The sequence below is a fragment of the Thalassospira sp. genome, from assembly GCF_040218635.1.
Taxonomy (GTDB): domain Bacteria; phylum Pseudomonadota; class Alphaproteobacteria; order Rhodospirillales; family Thalassospiraceae; genus Thalassospira.
In genome coordinates this window covers 115,784-138,954 of record NZ_JAVJRB010000001.1, presented here as the reverse complement: position 1 = coordinate 138,954, position 23,171 = coordinate 115,784, and the positions used below count along the sequence as shown (strand labels likewise).

Here is a 23,171-nt window from a genome sequence, read left to right as displayed (position 1 = left end):
TCGCCTTTTTCAACCTGATCAACAACCGATAATTTAAAGCCCATATTGTAATCACGTTGTGTGCGCTTACGTCGCTCTGTGCCTGAACTAGACATTGTCGTCTCCTATGGGTGACAACGTATTTCAGGACGGGACATATGATCAGAGATAAAGGGCGCGATTGATACTATGCCTTTAAGTTCTCGAATGTAATTCACTCAAGAATTGGAAATGATTTAATTTGAATTTTCGAGTATAATTGGGACTACAATTTTGCGAATATATTGAATTGGCTTATGCATAATTCGAGAATGTAAGCAGTAAGGTGTTGAGCGCTCAATTGGCGGGAAGGCGAGTGATTGGTGCATTCCACATTGGCTCGGTTGCGATCAGCCGAGTATAAGAGTTCAGCAATTAGTGGGCTTTGTAGTTAACCCCATCAAAATCAGTGGCCAGAACTGTGTTGACGATGTCGGACCTTTGACGAAGAGGCTTTGGCGAAAGTTTTTTTACAATATTTTGGATATGAGTAACTTAATATTTGACGCGAAAAGTATGCAGATATGTTCATTAGTATGCTAGAGCGCTTTCGGTTGTATATCGTATAAAATCAAGAAACGAGTACATCGCATGACGCCGTACTTTGTCTTGGTGTCCTGTGAGCTTTTAAAGCTTGCGATACATCACCAATGCATCGGTTTCGCCCAATGTGGGGTGCATGAAGGCATCCGGAAGGCGACCGACAATCTCAAAGCCAAGTTTCGGCCAAAGATGAACCGCGGCGGCGTTGCTGGCGATTACGAAATTGAATTGCATGGCGCGATAACCAAGTTCCTTGGCGCGGATCAATGAATCTTCGCACATTTTCCGGGCAACCCCCCGGCCGCTTGCCTTGGGGGAGGTCATGTAACCGCAGTTACAGACATGCGATCCGCCGCCACCTTGGTTCTGCCGGATATAATAGGTGCCAACAATTTCACCGGCTTCTTCGGCGACCAGTGTGACTTTTTCCTTCTCCATCCAATATGCGATAATGTCATCATCGCTCAGGTTGCTGTCTATGGCATAGGTGTCGCCAGCCCGCAAAATCGGCGCGACAATTTCAAGGATAGCGGGAATGTCGTTCTTCGTCGCAAGACGGATCTGCATGTGATGGCTCGTTTGAATGGGGATGTGTGAGGCAGTTGGGATGATTAACTATCACCGCTTGAAAGGACTTGTTCAAGGATTTCCGGTTCAACCTCAAACGGGAGATTAGCCCGTCCTGCCAGTGCCTTGGCCAGTTCATTGCGATAGCGTTCGCGCGGAATTTCAACTACGCCAAACTGTTTGAGATGATCATTCACAAACTGGGTATCAAGTAAACTAAAGCCGCCCTGACGCATCAGGGCAACCAGATGGACAAGGGCGATTTTTGAGGCGTTTGTCGCCCGTGAAAACATACTTTCACCAAAGAACGCCTTACCAAGGCTCACACCATACAACCCGCCAACCAGTTCACCGTCAAGCCATGCCTCGATTGAATGGGCACAGCCCATCTTGTGAAGGGCGCAATAGGCATCAAGAATATTGTCATTGATCCATGTGTCGTCGCGGTTATCCGACGGTTCCGCACAGGCGCGGATAACATCGGGAAATGCACGGTCAACATGGATTTTATATGTGCCTTTCCTCACAGCCTTTTTCAGGCTGCGGGGCACGTGAAATCCGTCTAGCGGCAATACGCCACGCCATTCCGGGTCGATCCAGTAAAGGGTTGGATCATCATGGCTTTCAGCCATGGGGAACAGGCCGACGGAATATGCTCGGATCAACAGATCTGGGGTCAACTGGTTGGACATGATCGCAGAGATAATTGTTTCAATCCTGTTGTCTGAGGTCTGCTTACATATGAGCAACTCTGCCCATCCAGACAAGATCAGAATTTAATCAGAACTCTAGAATACCTCGTTTTGATTAACTTTTTGATGGCAGTGCGATGAAATGTAAGAGTTTCGTCATCCTGATAGCGTGATCTGATGTCAGCGAAGTCCGAAATAAAAAACGGGAACCCGAAGGTTCCCGTTTGAAATCATAATAAGCAAAGGTCGCTTATTTCATGCCCATGAACTTTTCCAGCCAGTGGATGTCGTAATCCCCCTTTTGGATGTCCGGGTTGGCAAGAAGCTTCTGATGCAGCGGAATGGTGGTTTTAATGCCACCAATCGCATATTCGGCCAATGCACGGCGCAGGCGCATCATGCATTCTTCACGATCACGACCATGCACAATCAGCTTGGCAATCATGCTGTCGTAATAGGGTGGGATCGAATAGCCGGTATAAATACCACTATCAACGCGCACGCCCAGACCACCAGGAGCATGATATTCCTTGATCTTGCCCGGGGACGGAACGAATGTTTCCGGGTCTTCGGCATTGATGCGGCATTCAATCGCATGACCATGAATTTCAAGGTCTTCCTGTTTGAATGACAATTCAAGGCCTGCCGCAACACGGATCTGCTCCCGCACAAGGTCAACACCCGAAATCATTTCGGTGACCGGGTGTTCAACCTGCAGGCGGGTGTTCATTTCGATGAAATAGAACTCGCCATTTTCATACAGGAATTCGATGGTGCCGGCATTGCGATAGCCCATGCCGATCATGGCATTGGCAACGGTCGTACCGATACGATTACGTTCTTCCGGTGTCAGGGTCGGCGAGGGGGCTTCTTCAAGCACCTTCTGGTGACGACGCTGCAATGAGCAATCGCGTTCAAATAAATGAACGGCATTGCCATGCGTGTCGCCAATGACCTGTAATTCGATATGACGCGGTTTACCAAGGTACTTTTCCATATAGACCGCAGCATTGCCAAAGTTCTGCAATGCTTCTTTGCGGGTCATGGAAAATGCTTCGGTAAGGTCCTCGTCGCGTTCTACGACTTTCATGCCGCGACCGCCACCACCACCCGATGCCTTGATCAGGATCGGATAGCCGATTTCTTTGGCGCATTTTTTGGCTTCTTCAACGGTGGTGATTTCACCGTCAGAACCCGGAACAACCGGAATGCCAAGCTTTTCCACAGTCTGTTTTGCGGTGATCTTGTCACCCATTGTGCGGATATGCTCTGGCGTCGGGCCGATAAAGGCAAAGCCGTGTTCTTCAACCATTGACGCGAAGTCTGCACTTTCCGACAGGAAACCATATCCCGGATGAATGGCGTTTGCCCCGGTGATTTCAGCAGCCGAAAGAATGGCAGGAATATTAAGATAACTGTCTTTGGATGCGGGCGGACCGATGCAAACCGATTCGTCGGCAAGACGAACATGCATTGCATCTGCATCCGCGGTGGAGTGCACCGCGACAGTTTTGATGCCCATTTCACGGCAGGCGCGCTGAATACGGAGCGCGATTTCGCCGCGATTGGCAATCAGGATTTTGTCGAACATGCGGTTCTTACCCCGGCTTATTCAATAATGATCAGCGTTTCGTCATATTCGACCGGATGCCCGTCGGTGGCGACAATCTGAGCCACTTTACCGGATTTCGGCGCGCGGATCGGGTTGAAGGTTTTCATCGCTTCGATCAGCATCAGGGTCTGGCCTTCCGTAACGGTCGAACCGACCGAGATGAAAGGTGCTGCACCTGGTTCCGGTGCAAAGTAAACGACACCGACCATCGGGGATTTTACAGCGCCCGGATGGGAACCCGCATCAACGGGTGCAGCAGCAGGTGCCGCAACCGGAGCCGCAGCAGCAGGGGCTGCAACAGGTGCGGCCACAAGGCCCTGACGGGCAACGCGGATACGGTTGTCACCAGCGGCAACTTCAATTTCGGTCAGATTGGTGTCGTCCAGCAGCTCGGCGAGCTGGCGAATGGCGTCATTGTCGATGTTGAACTTGCTCATTTCGATATCTTTTGTGATGGTGTGTGGATCAATCTGCGCATGGCATCCAGGGCGTGTATATAACTCTGGGAGCCAAAGCCATAGATCATACCGTTTGCAGCTTTCGAGACGTTTGAATGGTGTCTAAACGTATCCCGTTTTTGAATATTGGACAGATGGACCTCGATCATCGGCAAATCTGATGCCCAAATTGCATCGAGGATCGCAACCGATATGTGCGTATATGCCCCAGCATTGCAAAGAATGCCAGAATCTTCTTGTCGGGTTTCCCAAAACAAGTCAACCAAGTCACCTTCTTTGTTGTCTTTATGGCAGATGACTGACTGATAAAGTTTTGTGTCGATAGATCACAGTGGCCTTTGATCAGGTTCAAGGTCATTCCATCCCAGACATCCGTTTGAAACATCTCAGTAGGTTCAGATGCAGTTCACCATACTCCCGGTGAAGTGCCGCATCTGATCTAAGATGCTCAACATATTGGTATTGCGTTTATAACATGCCCAAAGCCTGACGCAACTTTGCAATGGTCTTCGCAGAACAGGGTTGCAAAGCCAATTGTCGACCGACTTTTGTCTTTCAAATGACTTTCGGCGGCTTAAGGCAAAAAAGCGGCGCAAGACCGCTTGCTTCAAGGCCACCTGCTGCGCATACTGCGCGGCAATCATGAAGATTTTAATACGATAGGGATTGAACGAAAAAGATGCGCCTTACGATCAACGGTGAAGACCGCAATATCGAAAATGCAGCTAATGTTGCGGAACTGCTTGGCGAACTTGGCATTGCCGCGACCAAGGTTGCCGTAGAACGCAATCTCGAAATTGTTCCTAAAACAGTATATGGCGAAACGCTTCTTTGTGATGGCGATAAATTTGAAATCGTTCATTTCATCGGGGGCGGTTCACAGGAAGCTGATCTTGCCGCTGCGCAGGGTGATGATGGCTTTGTTGTTGCAGGCAAAAAGTTTTCGTCACGTTTGCTGGTCGGAACCGGGAAATACAAAGATTTCGACGAAACCCGTGTTGCGATTGAAGCATCCGGTGCGGAAATCGTTACCGTTGCGGTGCGTCGGGTGAATTTGACCGATCCAGATCAGCCGATGCTGGTCGATTATGTTGATCCCAAGAAATACACCTATCTGCCCAATACAGCAGGTTGCTTTACCGCTGATGACGCTGTGCGGACTTTGCGTCTGGCCCGTGAAGCAGGGGGCTGGAATTTGGTGAAACTTGAAGTTCTGGGTGATCAGGCGACACTTTATCCCAATATGCCAGAAACGCTGATCGCGGCCGAAGCCCTGATCAAGGATGGCTTTGATGTCATGGTTTACTGCAGCGATGATCCGATTCAGGCCAAGATGCTTGAAGATATGGGGTGCTGCGCAATCATGCCGTTGGGGTCGTTGATTGGGTCGGGCATGGGTATTCTTAACCCGATCAACATCGCGCTGATCAAACAGAATGCCAATGTTCCGGTTCTGGTCGATGCCGGTGTCGGCACCGCATCAGATGCCGCCGTTGCGATGGAGCTTGGCTGTGACGGGGTTCTGATGAATACCGCAATCGCCGGGGCAAAGGACCCGATCCGTATGGCGCGCGCGATGAAGCATGCCATCATTGCCGGACGTGAATCGTTCCTGGCAGGACGGATGCCCAAGAAACAATATGCTGATCCATCCTCGCCTTTGGCCGGGATCATCTAGGAGTCGTTTAAACGCGATGATCATTTAAAACAAAGGGCCGTTTCACATTCGAAACGGCCCTTTGTTCATTAATGCATTGTTTGTTTGGTTGACGAAACGGGATGACTGCAAAAGTAGTCAGCGGCGTCAAACCCGTCGCAAATCATGAAGCGTCTTCGAGCCCTGAGAGAACCAATGAATTCACGCGGTCCATATCGGCACCGGAAACCATCGTTCCATTGATCAGGAAGGCGGGTGTGCCGCTGATGCCGACAGAACGGGCCATTGCGGAATATTGCGCAAGCATGCCATTGATTTCGGGCGATTTCATATCTTCGCGCATCTTTGCGACATCCACACCGGCACTCGTAGCAAGATCATTGATGCGTTCTTCATCAAGAAGGCCACGGTTACTCATGAAGGCTTCATGGATTTCCATGTATTTTCCTTGCTTGGCAGCGGCAAGGGCAGCCCGGGCCGCATCAGCACTTTCTTCGCGCAGGATGGGGAATTCGACAAAGATGGTGCGGACTTTGCCGTCATGTTCTTTGGCAATTTCCATCACACCGTCAAAGGCGCTTTTGCAGTAACCACAATGATAATCAAAAAATTCGATCACGGTGACAGGCGCGTCAACCGGGCCAATCGATGGAACAGAGCTATCGGCAACCAGTGCATCCCAAACCGGGGCGATGGATGCTGACTGCTCACGGGCTTGCTCGCTGGCCTGCCAGGCTTGAACATTTTGAATGGCGCGTAAAAGGACATCCGGATTTTTCATCAGATATTCTTCGATGACGCTTTCGACCTCGGTTTTCTGACCGGCGCTCAACATTTCATCAGCTTGCGCCAGTGGTGCGCAAAACAGCATGGTTGCTGCGATTGCGCTACTGCCAAGAGTGCGTTTAACGATCTGGGAGTTCATGGAGCGTCCTTTTGTCATTGAATCTTATCACCGACGGTGAAGGTCATGATTATGTGATACGTGATCAGAGCGCTAACGGGAAAGTAAAATATGCGTCAGATAGGTGATCCCACTCACAGAAGCTTGGTTCTCCGTTCCAGATACGATCCCAACCCATACTAGTCGAATTTCATCACCTTTGGCGTCGGGCCAATAGCGGCGATAGAGTGTTGATAAGTCGAAATATTCCCGCTGCCATTCGCCGTAACGAACAGACTGTTTTCCGACAGGAATACGCACGGTTTGATCAATCGAAGGTTTTCCTGATCCCAGATCACTTTCTGACCAGCTTCCTTGGTTTTGCCGACGAAAGCCAAGGATCAGCTCGACATCACCGATTTGGGCTGTGCTGTTAAATTGCCAGTCAAAGGAAAGGTAGGGTGATGCAAGGACAACCACATTCGTGCGTCGGCCGATGTCAAAATCGCCAAGCCCCGGGCGTGCGGCCAAGGCGATCCTGCCGTCCTTGTCCTGCCAAGACAACGGTGACGGATCTGGATCGGCATTGGTGTGCTCAATTGAGGCTGCTGGACCTGCTTGTTGGCTGACATACCAATAACGTGGCGGTGTTTTGAGCGAGAAGGGGGCATATAAAAGTTTTAAATCCCCACCAACATCAACCCCGGCACCGGGAAGCGAGCACCCGGTAAGCTGCAAGGTGCAGAAGGTCAACAGAACCAAACGCCAGTTCAAACCCGGTCGGTGTGGTGTGGTTTTACTTTTGAAAGAAACCTGTTTCACACCACGCCACAGCCAAGGGATCACTGCGGTTCGTCCTTGTCCTTACCCGGAATGCCGTCCGGATTGGTCGCCTGCAGAATGTCTTGGGAACGCAGCCAGGCCGCAGTACCTTTTTCAAGTTTTCGATCAGCCTGCACCGCGTGGTAACTCGCAGCTTGTCTGTCGCCGGTCAAAAGACTGTATTCGGCCTGTGACAAGGATGCTTCGCCCTCGTTGCCCAAACGGTTTTCAACAATGGCGCGGAAACGCCATGCGGATGCATTGCCGCGTTCACGTGAAAGAACACCGAGCAAATTCTTTTTCGCAGGTTCAAGATACTCGTCTTTTCCCGTTTCAATCATGGCATGGGCCAGAAGAAGACGGATAAGGGGCGCACCATTTGCAAGCTCGGTTGATTTTTCCAGCGGCGCAATCGCATCATTGGCCCGACCAAATTCAAGCAATACCTGCCCTTTGAGTTCTTCGAAAAATGGATTGGACGGTTCTTCGGCGATCAGGGATTCGATAATCTCAAGTGCCGGATCAAGTTCGGAATTCTGGTAATAGGCGATTGCGCGGGCATAGCGCGCAGCGATGCTGGTGTCGCTTTCAGGATAGGTCCGCAGTGTGTTTCGCAGTTGGTTTGTAAACGCATAAAGTTTGGCCCGCATACGTGCGTGACGTTCATAAAGCTCCGGGCTGACTTTGGTGTCCTTCAACGGCGAATTGGCAACATAGTTTTGCAAAAATTCGACACGTTCGGTTGTCAGTGGGTGACTGCGCATATACGGGTCCTGACTTGCTGTGCTGAGCAATTCCTGACCTTCAAGGGTTTTCATAAATTCCAGAACACCCCGCGATGAAATGCCCGCTTCGGTCAGGTATTTTACGCCCGCCTGATCAGCACTGCTTTCCTGTGTCCGCGAATAGGCAAGGAAATTACGGGTTGCGATGTTTTGACCACCCAAAATTGCCGCAGTCCCGACATCAGATCGCCCGGCGGCAACCCCGGCGGCAACCCCGGCAATCGTCGAAAGAATGGAAATTGCCGACGCATTGCGCAGTTGATCATGGATGCGCGAAAGGTGCCCGCCGGTAATGTGACCGGTTTCGTGGGCCATCACGCCAATGACCTGTTCTGGAGTCTCTGCTTTTAACAAGAGCCCAGTATTGATAAAAAGCTTTTGGCCGCCGGCAACAAATGCGTTCAAGCTGTTGTCAGAAACGATATAAACGGACACACCATTCGGATCGAGTCCCGCCGCCTTGAAGATTGGCGTGGCATAAAGTCGAAGGGTGTCTTCGATCTCGGTATCGCGGATAAAAGAACGACCCTGCGCGAAAACCGTGCTAGGCAGGACGACAAGGAAAATGGCAGTGAGAGTAATAATGCGTCTGAGCAAAATGTGCGTTCCATATTTTCGTTCGACTGATGTCGGTTCAATGCCGACGCGTAAGCCATCATGGCGGATCGCGTGTGCAATCGCAATGACTGCCGGACTTGCTGCCTGCAGTAGTACTAATACAGAGAATCTTGGTCAAATAGGGGCGGTTACCGGATATTTCGGTGGCGTTGTCGGCGATGAACCCCGTTCTGTGCGGATTGCCCGCGATGTTTTGTCGGCTGGCGGCACGGCGGCGGATGCGGCTGTATCGCTTTATGCCACGATGACTGTAACCAAACCGTCTGTTGCCGGAATTGGCGGTGGCGGTGTTTGCATGGTGCATGACCGGGCATCAAAAAAGGTCGAGGTTCTTGATTTCTGGCCACGTCCGGGCACTTCGACCCGCGCAGGTCAAACACCAACAACCATTCCAACTGTGCCACGCGGCCTTTATGCGCTAAGCGCGCGTTATGGTCGTCTGGAATGGCGGTCGCTTCTGAGTGCGGCTGAACAATATTCCCGTTTGGGGGTTCCGGTTTCGCGGTCACTGGTAAATGATATCGAAGCCAACCGTGCACGTATCGAAGCAAGCCCGGCTTTGCGTAAAACCTTTATGCCCGACGGCAAGATGCTTCAGGTCGGCGACCGTATTCGGTCGGTCAATCTGGCAGCCCTTTTGACGTCTTTGCGGGTCAAAGGACCGGGGGATTTCTATAGCGGTGCGCTTGGCGCTGATATTGCCAATGCGGTGACACAGGCCGGCGGGACACTTACCGCTGATGACATGCGGACCTATCGCCCGGAATGGAAGACCGCGACCGAAGTCAAAGTTGGCAATGAAACACTTTACCTTGCCTATCCGCCGCGTTCGGCATCTGGTGCGTCCGTAATCACACAGGGCGATGAACTGGCCGATATCCTGAACCGTTATCTTGCCGATATCACGTCTGGCGACCATGCCGGACAGGCGCTTTCGGGGCGGAGTGGTTTTGTGATTATCGACCGTGCGGCAAATGCTGTTGCCTGTGTGACAACGATGAACACACCGTTTGGTGCCGGGCTTGGTGCGGATGCATTTGGTCTTAACCTTGCCGCCGGGGACGCGGCACAGGCCGCGACCCCGTTGATCGGGCCGGCATTGATGGTGAACCCGTTTGTTTGGGAATATTATTACGGTATTGCCGGAACCGGGACACCGGCCGGGGCCACCAAACAGATTGCCACCATGGCAGAAGATTTGATCGGTGCCGGGGCGGCATCGGGGATTGCGCTTAATTCCCAAGGTGCGTCATCGGTGAACATCATCCGCTGCCTTGAAGGTACGCCACCCCATCCAGAAAGCTGTCAGTTTATTGCTGATCCGGCTGGTGGCGGTATGGCTGGCGTTCGATAATAGATCGACGAAACGAACGGGGCAGGGCGTTATTGGTCCTGCCCTGTTTTTTAGTTAAACAAAATTCAGGACCTCACAGATGGCTTTGAAACAATCCCTTCGTGGTGCGATTTCGCCTTTTATTGTCATGGACGTGATGCGTGCTGCCAATGCACGTGAGAATGAAGGCAAAGCCGTTTATCACCTTGAAGTCGGCCAACCGGGAACTCCCGCACCGCGCAGGGTCCGTGAAGCCGCCGCCAAGGCGCTTGAAACCGACTTGATCGGCTATACCAATGCCATGGGCATTGATCCGCTGCGTGAAGCCATTGCAGGGCACTATAAAACCAAGTTCGGTGTGTCTGTGGACCCGAGCCGGGTTTGTGTCGCCAGTGGTTCATCTTCGATCTTTGTGCTGGCATTTCTTGCGGCCTTTGATGCCGGGGATCGTGTCGCGATGGCTGCACCTGGATATCCGGCCTATCACAACATTCTAAGTGCCCTTGGCATTGATACGGTCAATTTGCCAGCCGGTCCTGAAACCCATTATCAACCGACCGTTCAGATGCTGCGTGATCTTGATGAGCCGGTTGATGGTTTGATCGTTGCCAGCCCGTCAAACCCGGCGGGTAGCATGATTGACGTTGAAACCTACCGCGAACTGGCAACCTATTGCCGCGACAACGGCATTCGCCTGATCAGTGACGAGATTTATCAGGGCATTTCGTTTGGCGACGTTGCCGAATGCACCGCCCTTGAGTTCGGTGATGACGCCATCATCATCAACAGTTTCTCGAAATACTTTTCCATGACCGGTTGGCGTCTGGGCTGGGCAATTATACCGCCGGATCTGATGCGGGCGGTGGAGTGTTTGCAGCAGAACCTGTTTATCTCGGCCCCGGCATTGTCACAGATTGCCGCCGTTGCGGCCTTTGACTGCGAAGACGAACTTCAGGCCAATATTGCTGCCTATGCCCGTAATCGCGAAATCCTGCTTGAGGGACTGCCAAAGGCAGGCTTTACCAAGTTCGCCCCGGCGGATGGTGCGTTTTATCTTTATGCCGATGTCCGCGAATTGACCAAGGACAGCGAAGCGTTTTGTCGTCAGATGCTGGATGAAACCGGTGTTGCCACCACACCGGGTACGGATTTCGACCGGATGCGCGGCAAAGGATATGTAAGATTTTCCTTTGCGCACAGCGAAGCAACCATGATCGATGCGGTCAAGGCGCTTCAGAACTGGAAACGCTGATCTGAACTGTGGGATTGTTACGAAAAGGGCTGCCCGATTAACCGGGCAGCCCTTTTTATTTGGTCTGGATGTTGGCCTTAACGACCAAGGCTCCACCAACCGCGTTTCTTCGGTTCCTGTTTCTCGTCCTTTTTCGGTTCTGCAGCAGGTGCAGCTTCCGGGGCAGGCGTAGGAGCAGGTGTCGGTGCCGGTGCTTCAGCTTTAACCGGTTCAGCAGGCTTCGGCGCAGCAGGTTTTTCTACTGGTGCCTCGGCCTTTGGTGCCGGTGCAGTTTCCTGCGGGGCTTTGTCGGGTGCCGTTGACACATTGGATGCGCTTACTTCAGCCGGTGCGCTTGCAGGTGCAGGCGCGCTGGTTTCAGATTTGCTGTCAACAGCAGCTTCCGGTGCCGGGCCGGACTGGATCGGAATGTTTTTCACATCCCCACGGTCCGTGCTGCCGTCCTTATTGGCTGGACGTGCATTGCGATCACGGCGGTTACGACGGTTATCATTGCGATCACGGCGCGGACGGGCCGGTGCCGGGGCTGTCGTACTGCGGCTACGGCCGATACGAACGCCTTCCTGATCGAAACTGTCGGCATCCTGACCTTCGCTATCAGCATCAACAGATACGTCTTCTGCTGAACCGTCCGGTGCTTCGTGATCACGGTTACGGCGTGCAGCCGTCAGTGCCGGATCATCGTTTGGCGAACGGGTACGATTGGTCTCAAAATCCGGGCGACGTGAACGGCGACGACCACCACGTTTGCCGCGACGGCGGCGCTTGCGCTGGCTTTCTTCGTCATCGTCATCCGGGTTTTCTTCGTCCGAACCATCAGCATCTTCGGCATCATTGGGTGATGCTTCCTGCTGTTGTTCGGTGCGTTCTTCCCGGTCGTCATTACGGCCACGACGGCGACGGCGACGGCGACGTTTGCCACCCTGCTTTTCGTCATCACCGGTTACTGTGGCTGCGACTTCTTCTTCGTCTTCTTCTTCGTCTTCATCCGCATCAACCGGATTTTCAATCGCGGTCAGCGATACACTGTCGGTGTTGAGAACAGCCGAAGGCGTTTCGTCAAGCTCGTCACCTTTTTTCGCGCGGGAGCGTTCAATGCGGTGATCAGGCGAAATCAGGCTGTCATCGCCAAAGATCATGACGGTAAAGCCATAACGTTGTTCGATTTCGGCCAGCGTTTCACGCTTGCGGTTCAGGATATAAAGCGCAACTTCACTTGCAACATGGACGGTCAGAGCACCGGAACGGCGGCGCATGCCTTCTTCTTCAAGAACACGCAGAAGATGAAGAGCTGCACTTTCGATCGAACGCACAAGGCCAACACCACGGCAATGCGCGCAAACTTCAAACGCGCTTTCCACCAGCGACGGACGCAGGCGTTGGCGCGACATTTCCAGCAGACCAAACGGGCTGATGCGACCAATCTGCAGACGGGCACGGTCATTGCGCATTGCTTCTTTAAGCTTGCGCTCAACCGATGCCTGATTGCGGTGATCTTCCATGTCGATAAAGTCGACAACGATCAGACCGGCAAGGTCACGCAGACGAAGCTGGCGGGCCAGTTCTTCGGCGGCTTCAAGGTTGGTCTTGTAAGCGGTTTCTTCGATGTTGCGTTCACGGGTCGAACGGCCGGAGTTAACGTCAATTGCGACCAATGCTTCGGTCGGGTTGATGACGATATAACCACCGGATTTAAGTTGGACGGTCGGGTTAAGCATCGCATCAAGCTGACTTTCCACCTGGAAACGGTGGAACAGCGGAACGCCCTGATCTTTATAAGGCTGTACGCGCTTTGCATGCGAAGGCATCAACATTTTCATGAAGTCTTTGGCAATCCGGTAACCTTCGTCACCTTCGACCAGAACTTCATCAACATCACGTGCATACAGATCGCGGATGGATCGTTTGATCAAATCGGCTTCTTCATAAATCAGGCAAGGGGCCTGACTCTGAAGCGTGGTTTCGCGGATACGATCCCACAGGCGCATCAGGTAATCGAAATCGCGTTTGATTTCGGCTTTGGTACGTTCGGACCCTGCGGTACGAACGATCACTGCCATGCCGTCCGGAATTTCCAGATCGGCCAAAATCGATTTCAGACGTTTGCGATCCTGGGCATTGGTAATCTTGCGCGAAATGCCACCACCACGCGGGGTGTTCGGCATCAGAACGCAATAACGACCAGCCAGCGACAGGAAGGTCGAAAGGGCAGCACCCTTGTTCCCGCGCTCTTCTTTAACGACCTGAACCAGAATGATCTGGCGGCGTTTGATCACTTCCTGAATTTTATAGCGTTTCTGAAGCTGACGGCTGTGTGTTTCGACAAACTCGTCGGAATCATCGCCGCCAAAATCTTCAATGTCTTCTTTGGCAACAGGACTTACATCCGATTCGGCTTCCAAAGAGGTTGCCGCGTCGTCGTCGTCATCTGCATTCACATCGACGCTCAGTTCAGCAACTTCTGCCGACATTGCGGCATTGCCGCCGGTCGGGGTGTCATCGCCGTTCGAACCGCTGTCCGCATCGTTACCTGAAGCCGGGGCTTCGGTTGCGGATGCGTCTGCTGCAGATGTTTCTGTTTCGTCGGATTTTTTGCGACGGTTGCGCGTGCGGCGGCGGCGCGGTTTGGAATCTTCTTCATCAGAAGGTCCGCTTGCGTCGGTTGTCGCATCGGTTGCCGGGGCGTCTGCAGATGCAGCACCTTCGGCCGCAACAGCCTCACCGTCGGTGGTTTCGACGGTTTCGTCCTTGTCCTTTGCGCGCGGTTTGCGGCGGGAACGTGAACGGGTGGGTTTCTTTTCTTTCTTCTGATTATCGTCGCCACCGTCGATATTGTCTTCGACGATTTCGGCGTCTTTTACCTTGTTATGCCCCTGCGTCAGGGCTTCGCGGTCAGCAACCGGGATTTGGTAATAATCAGAATGAATTTCGCTAAAGGCGAGGAAACCGTGACGGTTTCCACCATAATCAACAAAAGCCGCCTGCAGAGATGGTTCTACCCGCGTCACTTTCGCGAGATAGATGTTTCCCTTTATTTGTTTTTTCGTCGAAGTCTCGACGTCGTATTCTTCTAGGCGATTTCCGTTAATAACGACGACACGGCTTTCTTCCGCGTGCGTCGCATCGATAAGCATGCGTTTGACCATTCGGAACCTGTTCCTGGAGGCCCCGCCAGTTCTATGCTACGCGCATTATTGCGCTGGTATGCAAACAAACCGGCGTGACCGGAGGCGCCGTCCATAAAGATCGCGATATGTCCTGAATGTATATGGTTCATCGCGTGGCGGCTGCTCTTCCGGTTCGGACCTGGTTTTGGTGTTGAAACAAAATAGCTTGCGTAATTCTCGAGCGCGCCAAGACAGCCTTTTTCAGGAGGGCTCTATCGGGAGCGGGAATTGCCGCGTCACCGAGACACCGACCTAGAGAACTGTACTAGTCGCGTCCTCAGCCTGGTGGCGTTTTGTGTACTTACCACAAAGCATAGGAATCTCGGGTGCAACATATCCGGTTTATTCTCCTGCTACAAACAGTTTTGTTACACCGGATGACGACTTTCTGACGTGACCGGATAAAAACGCGAAGGTTTCTGCGCGATTTCACCTTTGGCGATTAATTTTGGGCAAATCTATGAAAAAGCAAAGTTTTTCACCTGTCGGGCGACTGTGAATGGATCGTGACGCGGCAAAGGTTGCGACTGTTAAGTTCTTTGTTTGGTCAATTGCCCGTTAACCAACGCATTGCTATAAGCGGGTATCACATCCTTTGGCAGGGTATATAGGCGCAAACACGACACATGAATTCACCGCATGCAAAACCACATTCCATTGTGCGAAATGTAACGTTGTCACGGCGCTTTCAAACGCTGTTTAAAATGGCAGGGTTATTGTTTTTGCTGCTGTTTTCAGCGCAGCTGGTTGCGTCAAACGCCAATGCACAAGCTGCCAAAGTTCTTGGCGCACGTCTTGGCGTTTATCCCGATTACACACGGTTTGTGATCGATCTTGATCGGGATGTTGAATTTACATATTTCCTGCTGCCCGATCCGTATCGCATTATCATTGATATGCCTGAAATCGACTGGAGCGCCCCTCCGGGCAAGGTGACATCCGGTGGTGGCCTGATTTCGGGCTTGCGCTATGGCCTGTTTAAACCGGGGACTTTCCGTGTTGTCCTGGATGTTGCCGAACCGTCGCTGGTTTCAAAAATCTTCTCCTTGCCATCATCAGACGGGAAGCCCAATCGATTGGTCGTGGATTTAAAATCGTCGTCACGCGATGCGTTTCTCAATGCGTCGCGCGAAAGCATGGTGGCCTATTCTGCACGCAGTCGAAACGACACCAGTGTGACCGAACAAAGCGTTGATGTCGCTGTGACGTCAGGACGCGGCGGGGATGAGAAACCCCTGATCGCCATTGATGCGGGGCATGGCGGGGTTGATCCCGGTGCCATCGGGGTTGGCAATGTCTATGAAAAAGACCTGACATTGGCGGCTGCCCGCCAACTTGCCGATACATTGACGGCGACCGGGCGCTACCGCGTGATTCTGACACGCGACAAGGACGTTTTCCTGAAATTGCGGCAGCGCGTTGAAATTGCGCGTAAAAATGACGCTGATTTGTTTATTTCACTGCATGCCGATTCAATCGGTAACCCGAAACATCGCGGGGGTTCGGTTTATACCCTGTCTGAAAACGCATCAGATAAAGAGGCCGCAGCGCTGGCATCGAAAGAAAACAAATCAGACGTGATTGCCGGGATTGATCTTTCAGATGAAAATTCATTGGTTCAAAGCATTCTGATTGATCTTGCCCAACGCGAAACCATGAACCTGTCGGCGACTTTGGCGGCCAACATGGTCAGCCAGTTGGCACAAAGCATCGAATTACAACGCAGAACCCATCGCTTTGCCGGGTTTGCCGTGCTTAAGGCACCTGATATTCCATCAGCCCTGTTTGAAATGGGATATTTGTCAAACGCAACCGATGCCAAGCTTTTGCAAAGCCCGGCACATCGCAAAAAGATCGCCGAGGCGGTCTTGCGGGCGATTGATATCTACTTCGAGAAACACAAATTCTAATATGAAGGTGTGCTAAGAAGGTGTCTGCGCGGTGTGACATACGCAGCGACGGCGATCATTTGATATCACGCAAAACAGATAGCGGTTTGGTGTGATGTTGAAACAAAAAAGCCTCCTGCGTGCGTGCTATCACAACCTTGTCACTTTTTTGCCGCTATACTAGGGCTAAGTGCGAGGGTGCGGTCATATCTGACCGGATATCTGCTGGGACATTGCATTCCTGATGGTTGTGCATGAAGATGCGCGGTTCTTGGGGTAAGTCCCTGACATCAGGCCAACAAAACGAAAAAGACCTGCTTACATGCGAATTTTACTAAGTATTTTTGGCTTTCTGTTTCTGATGGGGATTGCTGGCGGCGCCGGTGTTATCGCTATTTTCTGGCATTTTGGGCAGGATCTACCCGATTACACCCAGCTTGAAAATTACGAGCCAGAGGTCATGACTCGCGTTCATGCGTCTGACGGGGCGTTGATTGCTGAATATGCGCGTGAAAAACGGGTGTTCGTTCCCTATACCGCCATCCCGCATAAGGTGGTGGATGCTTTTGTTGCCGCCGAAGATAAAAACTTCTTCTCCCATCCGGGGATTGATTTTGCTTCGGTTCTGCGCGCGGCTGTAACCAACGTTGTCAATTTGGGGACGGGGCGTCGTCCGGTTGGTGCATCAACCATCACCCAGCAGGTCGCCAAAAACTTCCTTCTGACCAACGAAGTTTCCTATGAGCGCAAGATCAAGGAAGCGATCCTGTCCTTCCGTATTGAGCGTGCCTTTTCCAAGGAGCATATCCTTGAGCTGTATCTGAACGAGATTTATCTCGGCAGTGGCAGCTATGGCGTTGCCGCAGCAGCCTTGCGCTATTTCGACAAATCGCTTGATGAGCTGAATGTCGAAGAGGCCGCATATCTTGCTGCCCTGCCGAAGGCACCATCGAATTATCATCCGGTCCGCAACCATGACGAAGCCAAATCACGCCGTAACTGGGTGATTGGCCGGATGCTTGAAGAAAAATACATCACCGAAGCCGAAGCACAAACAGCTTGGTCCGCCCCGCTTGAAGGCAAATCCCGTCAATCTGTTGATACCTATCAGGCTGATTTCTTTGCCGAGGAAGTCCGCCGTCAGTTGGTCGAGCGTTACGGCGAAGGTATGCTTTATGATGGTGGTCTTTCCGTGCGTGCCACCGTTGATCCCCATATGCAGACAGTAGCCGACAAGGCCCTGTTTGATGGATTGGTCGAGTATGACCGCCGCCATGGCTGGCGCGGTCCGATCACGACGATTGAGCTTGACGGAAACTGGCAGCAGGCCTTGCGCGAAATCGAAACGCCAAGTGACGTTCCGTGGGAACGTGCTGTTGTCATGTCAACTGATGCCAACGAAGCCAAACTTGGCCTTCTGTCGGGTGAGGAGGGGCGCATTCCACTGCGCTTCCTGACTTGGGCGCGTCCGTGGCAAAAGGGACAGACATTGGGGGCGGTCGTTGGTCGCCCGTCTGATGTGATCAAAGCGGGCGATGTTATTTACGTTAAACATTTTGCCGAACTTGATGGTGAAAAGCTTCCGCCAAATACCTATGGATTGCGCCAAATCCCCAATGTGAACGGGGCCTTGGTCGCCATGGATCCGCATACGGGACGTGTTTTGGCGATGGCGGGTGGTTTCTCGCATGCGTTGTCGAAATTCAACCGGGCAACACAGGCCCGTCGTCAGCCGGGATCGGCATTCAAGCCGTTTGTTTATCTTGCGGCCCTGGATGAAGGATTTACCCCGTCAACCTTGGTTCTTGATGCACCGTTTGTGATCGATCAGGGACCGGGACTTGGTAAATGGAAACCGGGCAACTATAGCGGTCAGTTCTATGGTCCTTCGACCATGCGCCTTGGGATTGAAAAGTCGCGAAACCTGATGACCGTGCGTTTGGCTCAGACCATTGGCATGCCTGTCGTTGCCGATTATGCAGAACGTTTTGGCATTGTTGATGAGTTGCCAGAAGTTCTGTCAATGTCGCTTGGTGCGGCTGAAACGACCGTCATGCGGTTAACTGCGGCCTATGCCGAACTGGTGAATGGCGGCAAGAAAATCACCCCGACCCTGATTGACCGTATTCAGGACCGTCGTGGCAACGTGATTTACCGTCGCGATGAACGTGAATGCGCACAATGTCAGGATGTGACTTTCCGCAATCAGATGCCGCCGGACCTTCCCGATACCCGTGAACAACTGACCGATCCGTCCAGCGCGTTTCAGATGGTTCACATCCTTGAAGGTGTGATTGAACGCGGGACCGGCCGTAGCATTGCCGAACTTGGTTATCCGTTGGCGGGCAAAACCGGCACAACCAATGATTCGCGGGATGCATGGTTTGCCGGGTTCTCGCCGGATTTGGCGGTTGGTGTTTATGTTGGCTTTGATGATAACCGATCCCTTGGTGACAAGGAACAAGGTGCCAGTGCCGCAGCCCCGATCTGGAAAGAGTTCATGCGTGGTGCGCTTGAAGGAACCAAGGCCATTCCGTTCCGGACACCTCCGGGTATTCGGATGGTTCGGGTTGAATCCAGAACAGGTCTTCCGGCCCGTCCGGGGGATCAGGGTGTCATTTGGGAAGCCTTCAAACCCGGTACCATTCCGGCATCAAATGAGAATGTCATTGATGGCGGCTATAGCGGCGGCGGAAGTGCAGAAAACAGCGGTGGCGCTGTTTCAGGACCGGGTGGAATTTACTAATCTTGTTAAAGACCCACCGATAAAAGCGATATCAAACCCGGCGCAGAAATTGCGCCGGGTTTTTGCAATGTTGCAGGGGTTTCAACTGCGGCAAAAGCTGTTATAAGCGGCGCCGAGGTTGCCACTACACCATGTGGCCAAACGAATTTCAGATGAATAACGGAGACATCAATGCGCGCTGAAGCACAGGCATTGGTCGATGAAATCAAGCAGTCGATGGCACTGCTGAGGAGGCATCTTTGACTGGGATAACGCACTTAGACGCCTTGACGAACTGAACGCACTGGCCGAAGACCCGACCCTTTGGGACAATGCCGCCAATGCGCAGAAAGTCATGCGTGAACGTACCCAGCTTGATGATGCAATTAATGGCTATAAAAAGCTCGCTCAAGAGCTTGATGACAATATCGAACTGATCGAACTTGGCGAATCCGAGGGCGACGACGATACGGTCAAGGAAGCCGAAGACGGGTTGCGAAGCATCCAGGCGATTGCAGCGCAGCGTGAACTCGAAAGCCTGCTTTCTGGTGAAGCAGACGCCAATGATGCTTATCTTGAAATCCATGCTGGTGCCGGTGGTACCGAAGCACAGGATTGGGCAAGCATGATGGCACGCATGTATTATCGTTGGGCAGAGTCCAAGAAATACAAGCTTGAAATGCTTGAAGAAAGCAATGGCGAAGAAGCCGGTATCAAATCGGTGACCTATAAAGTCTCGGGCCATAATGCTTATGGCTGGCTTAAGAACGAAGTCGGCGTGCATCGTCTGGTGCGTATTTCGCCCTATGACAGTTCTGCCCGTCGCCATACCAGCTTCTCATCCGTCTGGGTCTATCCGGTGATTGATGACGATATCAATATCGAAATCCTTGATAAGGATCTTCGTGTTGATACCTACCGGGCATCAGGTGCGGGTGGTCAGCACGTTAACCGTACCGATTCTGCGGTACGTATGACCCATATCCCGACCGGGATTGTTGCCCAGTGTCAGAACGACCGATCACAGCATAAAAACCGCGAAACGGCGATGAAGATGCTCAAAGCGCGTTTGTATGAGGCCGAGCTGAAAAAGCGCGAAGCCGAAGCACAGGCAGTTGAAGACAATAAAACCGATATCGGTTGGGGCCATCAGATCAGATCGTACGTCTTGCAGCCTTATCAGATGATCAAGGATCTGCGGACCGGAACAGAAACATCGGATACCCAAGGTGTTCTGAACGGCGATCTGGATGCCTTTATGGCGGCTGCTTTGGCAGCAAAGGTCACCGGATCGGCTGGCGAGATCGAAGATATCGATTGATCAAACCTCGGTTCTGATCCTAACCATTTGAAATTTAAAACACCCCGTCAATTTTGGGCGGGGTGTTTTGCTTTTGGAATACTGTTCGCAGGTAAATTGAAGGTGCTGAAACCCGCAGAAAAATGCGGGATGCCTAAAAAATTTCCGTTTCTGTCACACAATTGACGAATAGTTTTGCCATGGTGCCTTTAAGCTATGCCTACCAAGCAATAACAAATTACCAATTCATCGCTGGTTACTGGTAGGAAGAGCGCCGAGCAAACGTCTAATGTCAGGTGAAGTCCCAAATGGCCCAACACTCTCTTGGTCCGGTCGCAATAGGCGACCAGTTCAAACTTGCTACTCCGAACGGTCCAATTTTCGAGGTTACAAAAATCCGTCAGATGTCACCTGTTGATCATGCCTTGATCACAAAGGTTCGGGATGCCAAATCCGAAAGGTTGATTGCGGTTACGACTTTGCTGGACCGAGATTTCTATTTACCTGTCGCGCCGGAGCATCGCCAGCTTCCCGACAATGACGGGATTATACGCGGTATCTGATTGTAAAGGCATTCGATAGGCTGTTTCGTAGCATGCTTTACGAGAAATGAGTTGGCATGGCGGCTCCGCCACGGTGAAATAGCGACATCGCACACTTACCTTCATCAGGGGCCGCCAATATGTCAGACGCAACTGCTAACCAGAAACTATTGGGCAAATTGTTCTCCGTTTTAGAAGACGATATTTTGCCCAAAACACGGGCTGGGGTTAAAGGTGGCAATAAGCTGTTTGGTGCCGCGATCTTGCGCAAGTCTGATCATTCGCTGGTGATTGCGGAAACCAATAACGAAACCGAAAATCCCCTGTGGCATGGCGAAGTGCATTGCTTAAAGCGGTTTTATGAAATTCCTGCTGATCAGCGCCCAGCAACGTCGGAATTGATTTTCCTGTCGACGCATGAGCCATGTTCGATGTGTCTGTCGGCGATCACCTGGGCCGGGTTTGATAATTTCTATTATTTCTTTTCCTATGAAGATTCGCGCGATGCCTTTGCCATACCCCATGATCTGAAAATCATGGGGGAGGTCTTCACCCTTAAGGACGGCGAATACAACAAATCCAACGCATTTTGGGATAGCCATTCCATGATGGCGATGGTTGGCGAGTTGCCAGAAGGCAATCAGTCGGCATTCCGGGAGCGTGCGCGTGCAATATCAGATGAATATGACCGTCTGTCTGATTTGTATCAGGATGGAAAATCGGGCAACGACATTCCGCTGAACTAGGGCAGAATCCCGCTTTGACGTCTGAGTCCGAATCTGGCGAGTTTTATTTAATCGTTCTGCTAAACTGCCGGACATGGAACAGCTTAATAACGACATATGCTATCAGGCCCTGAAAACCCGGGACCGTCGATTTGACGGGCGGTTTTATACTGCGGTTTTGACCACCGGGATTTTCTGTCGTCCGATATGCCCGGCCGTCACGCCCAAACGCGTGAATGTCGAATTTTATCCCAGCGCAGAATCTGCCATCGCCCACGGGTTTCGCCCGTGCCTGCGATGCCGCCCCGAAGCCGCACCGGGCAGTCCGGCAAGTGCAGGGGTTCATGCAACTGTTGCCCGCGCTGTGCGCCTGATTGACGAAGGCGCACTTGAAGGTGGCTCCATTGCCGATCTGGCGGATCGGCTTGGGGTGGGGGATCGTCATCTGCGCCGGATATTCAAGGAACATACAGGTGTAACGCCGCAAGAACATGCCAAGGCACGGCGGTTGTTGCGCGCGCGTCAGCTGATTGTCGATAGCAACCTGACCATGACAGAAATCGCCGATATCGCCGGGTTTGGCAGTTTACGGCGGTTCAATGATGCGATGAAACTTGCCTATGATCAGGCCCCGACGGCCTTTCGTCGCGGGATCAAACCCAAGATACAAAAAACATCCAAACCCGATGATCCTTTTGCCCCGCGCAACGATGATCTGATTTTACGTCTGCGCGCGCGTCAGCCGTTTGATGCCGAGTATCTTTTGGCATTCTTCCGGGCACGCGCCATTCCGGGGCTGGAGACCGTGCGCGACCGCATCTATGCCCGTGGTTTTCGGATCGGGGGCGGGGTTGGTCTGATGATATGTCATTTCAGTCCGGATCAAAGCGGGGTGGATGTGATCTTGCGCGGTCCCGCCCGTGAAGCCGTGCTTGAGATCGGCGGGCGGGTGCGTCGCCTGTTTGATCTGGACGCGGATGTTCCATCGATCACTGCACAATTTTCCGATGATATTCTTCTGTCGCCCTTGGTTGAAAAACGCCCCGGCCTTCGTGTGCCGGGATGTTGGGACCGGTTTGAACTGGCAATGCGTGCTGTTCTTGGGCAACAGGTATCGGTTGCTGCGGCCCGAACATTGGCCGGACGGATCGTCGCAAAATTTGGCGAGGCCTTACCAAGTGATCTGGTGCCCGAAACCGGCGTTACACACCTGTTTCCAGAACCCGAACGACTGGTGGGACAGGAATTGATGCCCGTCGGCCTGACGACACGCCGGGCGCAGACGTTAAGCGATGTGATTGATCTGTTTGCTCAGCCTGACTGCGATCAGAAAGCTGGTGAAGATCTCATTTCGGCCATGACCGCGATCAAGGGAATTGGGCCGTGGACGCTTAATTACTTTGGTCTGCGCGGGCTTGGCGACCCGGATGCCTTTCCTGCGGCGGATTTGGGCATTCTGAAGGCATCTGCCATGGGCGGCGGCCCGGATAAGGCCAAGGCACTTGATGATCACTCGGAACGTTGGCGACCATGGCGGGCTTATGCCGCGCAATATCTTTGGTCTGCCCTTGAAGGAGAATGAT

Annotated in this window: 18 protein-coding genes; 9 read left to right on the top strand and 9 right to left on the bottom strand. The window is 52.4% G+C overall.

Features of this window, described 5'->3' with window-relative positions:
- Positions 1–645 precede the first annotated feature (645 nt).
- The 5 genes from RIC05_RS00635 to RIC05_RS00615 all read right to left on the bottom strand — a co-directional run bounded on the left by RIC05_RS00635 (position 646) and on the right by RIC05_RS00615 (position 4,186).
- A complete protein-coding gene (locus tag RIC05_RS00635) occupies positions 646–1,128 on the bottom strand; it encodes a GNAT family N-acetyltransferase (protein WP_350047451.1) in 483 nt (160 codons plus the stop codon).
- Between the two features lie 44 nt (positions 1,129–1,172).
- Positions 1,173–1,820: a leucyl/phenylalanyl-tRNA--protein transferase gene (gene aat / locus RIC05_RS00630; RefSeq protein WP_350043263.1), complete on the bottom strand. Its 648-nt coding sequence runs from the start codon at positions 1,818–1,820 to the stop codon at positions 1,173–1,175.
- Positions 1,821–2,070: 250 nt separating this feature from the next.
- On the bottom strand, positions 2,071–3,411 hold the full coding sequence (gene accC, locus RIC05_RS00625) for an acetyl-CoA carboxylase biotin carboxylase subunit (protein WP_350043264.1): 1,341 nt from the start codon (positions 3,409–3,411) through the stop codon (positions 2,071–2,073).
- Positions 3,412–3,428: 17 nt separating this feature from the next.
- Positions 3,429–3,869 carry an acetyl-CoA carboxylase biotin carboxyl carrier protein gene (gene accB, locus RIC05_RS00620; protein WP_350043265.1) on the bottom strand — a complete coding sequence of 147 codons (441 nt, stop codon included), beginning with the start codon at positions 3,867–3,869 and terminating at the stop codon, positions 3,429–3,431.
- On the bottom strand, positions 3,866–4,186 hold the full coding sequence (locus tag RIC05_RS00615) for a type II 3-dehydroquinate dehydratase (RefSeq protein ID WP_350047453.1): 321 nt from the start codon (positions 4,184–4,186) through the stop codon (positions 3,866–3,868). Before RIC05_RS00615 ends, accB begins: the two co-directional genes overlap by 4 nt.
- Before the next feature lie 383 nt (positions 4,187–4,569).
- Here RIC05_RS00615 and thiS point away from each other — a divergent pair, with 383 nt between their 5' ends.
- Entirely contained in the window at positions 4,570–5,568 is a 999-nt protein-coding gene (gene thiS, locus RIC05_RS00610) for a sulfur carrier protein ThiS (RefSeq protein WP_350047450.1), read from the top strand.
- Positions 5,569–5,710: 142 nt separating this feature from the next.
- Here the strand turns inward: thiS and RIC05_RS00605 are convergent, their stop codons facing one another.
- From RIC05_RS00605 to RIC05_RS00595, 3 genes are all read right to left on the bottom strand, one after another.
- A complete protein-coding gene (locus RIC05_RS00605; protein WP_350047449.1) occupies positions 5,711–6,472 on the bottom strand; it encodes a DsbA family protein in 762 nt (253 codons plus the stop codon).
- Positions 6,473–6,544: 72 nt separating this feature from the next.
- A complete protein-coding gene (locus RIC05_RS00600) occupies positions 6,545–7,276 on the bottom strand; it encodes a hypothetical protein (RefSeq protein WP_350047448.1) in 732 nt (243 codons plus the stop codon).
- Positions 7,273–8,634, bottom strand: a complete 1,362-nt coding sequence (locus RIC05_RS00595) for a M48 family metalloprotease (RefSeq protein WP_350043270.1) — start codon at positions 8,632–8,634, stop codon at positions 7,273–7,275. The genes RIC05_RS00600 and RIC05_RS00595 overlap by 4 nt, the downstream gene beginning before the upstream one ends.
- A gap of 85 nt (positions 8,635–8,719) precedes the next feature.
- On the opposite strand from RIC05_RS00595, the gene RIC05_RS00590 reads away from it, so the two are divergent.
- Complete coding sequence (locus RIC05_RS00590) at positions 8,720–10,009, top strand: gamma-glutamyltransferase (protein ID WP_350047447.1); 1,290 nt, start codon at positions 8,720–8,722, stop codon at positions 10,007–10,009.
- Positions 10,010–10,088: 79 nt separating this feature from the next.
- Positions 10,089–11,240 (top strand): pyridoxal phosphate-dependent aminotransferase, encoded by a 1,152-nt coding sequence (locus RIC05_RS00585; RefSeq protein WP_350047446.1) that lies wholly within the window; start codon positions 10,089–10,091, stop codon positions 11,238–11,240.
- A gap of 77 nt (positions 11,241–11,317) precedes the next feature.
- Here the strand turns inward: RIC05_RS00585 and RIC05_RS00580 are convergent, their stop codons facing one another.
- On the bottom strand, positions 11,318–14,386 hold the full coding sequence (locus RIC05_RS00580) for an Rne/Rng family ribonuclease (RefSeq protein ID WP_350047445.1): 3,069 nt from the start codon (positions 14,384–14,386) through the stop codon (positions 11,318–11,320).
- A 743-nt stretch (positions 14,387–15,129) separates the two neighbouring features.
- Between RIC05_RS00580 and RIC05_RS00575 the strand changes: the two genes are divergently transcribed.
- The 6 genes from RIC05_RS00575 (at position 15,130) to RIC05_RS00550 (ending at position 23,170) form a co-directional block, all read left to right on the top strand.
- Positions 15,130–16,317: an N-acetylmuramoyl-L-alanine amidase gene (locus RIC05_RS00575; RefSeq protein WP_350047444.1), complete on the top strand. Its 1,188-nt coding sequence runs from the start codon at positions 15,130–15,132 to the stop codon at positions 16,315–16,317.
- 301 nt (positions 16,318–16,618) lie between these two features.
- Positions 16,619–19,042 carry a penicillin-binding protein 1A gene (locus RIC05_RS00570; RefSeq protein ID WP_350047443.1) on the top strand — a complete coding sequence of 808 codons (2,424 nt, stop codon included), beginning with the start codon at positions 16,619–16,621 and terminating at the stop codon, positions 19,040–19,042.
- 171 nt (positions 19,043–19,213) lie between these two features.
- Positions 19,214–20,342 (top strand): peptide chain release factor 2 gene (prfB, locus tag RIC05_RS00565; protein ID WP_350047442.1). Its coding sequence is split into 2 segments (ribosomal slippage): positions 19,214–19,282 and positions 19,284–20,342, totalling 1,128 coding nucleotides; the frame shifts between segments, so codons are not numbered across the junction.
- 287 nt (positions 20,343–20,629) lie between these two features.
- Positions 20,630–20,884 (top strand): hypothetical protein, encoded by a 255-nt coding sequence (locus tag RIC05_RS00560; protein WP_350047441.1) that lies wholly within the window; start codon positions 20,630–20,632, stop codon positions 20,882–20,884.
- A 119-nt stretch (positions 20,885–21,003) separates the two neighbouring features.
- Positions 21,004–21,609, top strand: a complete 606-nt coding sequence (locus tag RIC05_RS00555) for a nucleoside deaminase (protein WP_350047440.1) — start codon at positions 21,004–21,006, stop codon at positions 21,607–21,609.
- A 73-nt stretch (positions 21,610–21,682) separates the two neighbouring features.
- Positions 21,683–23,170 carry a DNA-3-methyladenine glycosylase 2 family protein gene (locus RIC05_RS00550; RefSeq protein WP_350047439.1) on the top strand — a complete coding sequence of 496 codons (1,488 nt, stop codon included), beginning with the start codon at positions 21,683–21,685 and terminating at the stop codon, positions 23,168–23,170.
- Position 23,171: the final 1 nt, after the last annotated feature.

Bases quoted from the DNA above. Each gene is read 5' to 3' on its own strand.
- accB (WP_350043265.1), bottom strand. From the start codon at position 3,869: ATGAGCAAGTTCAACATCGACAATGACGCCATTCGCCAGCTCGCCGAG.
- RIC05_RS00560 (WP_350047441.1), top strand. From the start codon at position 20,630: ATGGCCCAACACTCTCTTGGTCCGGTCGCAATAGGCGACCAGTTCAAA.
- RIC05_RS00605 (WP_350047449.1), bottom strand. From the start codon at position 6,472: ATGAACTCCCAGATCGTTAAACGCACTCTTGGCAGTAGCGCAATCGCA.
- aat (WP_350043263.1), bottom strand. From the start codon at position 1,820: ATGTCCAACCAGTTGACCCCAGATCTGTTGATCCGAGCATATTCCGTC.
- RIC05_RS00585 (WP_350047446.1), top strand. From the start codon at position 10,089: ATGGCTTTGAAACAATCCCTTCGTGGTGCGATTTCGCCTTTTATTGTC.
- RIC05_RS00550 (WP_350047439.1), top strand. From the start codon at position 21,683: ATGGAACAGCTTAATAACGACATATGCTATCAGGCCCTGAAAACCCGG.
- RIC05_RS00580 (WP_350047445.1), bottom strand. From the start codon at position 14,386: ATGGTCAAACGCATGCTTATCGATGCGACGCACGCGGAAGAAAGCCGT.
- accC (WP_350043264.1), bottom strand. From the start codon at position 3,411: ATGTTCGACAAAATCCTGATTGCCAATCGCGGCGAAATCGCGCTCCGT.
- RIC05_RS00570 (WP_350047443.1), top strand. From the start codon at position 16,619: ATGCGAATTTTACTAAGTATTTTTGGCTTTCTGTTTCTGATGGGGATT.
- RIC05_RS00635 (WP_350047451.1), bottom strand. From the start codon at position 1,128: ATGCAGATCCGTCTTGCGACGAAGAACGACATTCCCGCTATCCTTGAA.
- thiS (WP_350047450.1), top strand. From the start codon at position 4,570: ATGCGCCTTACGATCAACGGTGAAGACCGCAATATCGAAAATGCAGCT.
- RIC05_RS00555 (WP_350047440.1), top strand. From the start codon at position 21,004: ATGTCAGACGCAACTGCTAACCAGAAACTATTGGGCAAATTGTTCTCC.
- RIC05_RS00590 (WP_350047447.1), top strand. From the start codon at position 8,720: ATGACTGCCGGACTTGCTGCCTGCAGTAGTACTAATACAGAGAATCTT.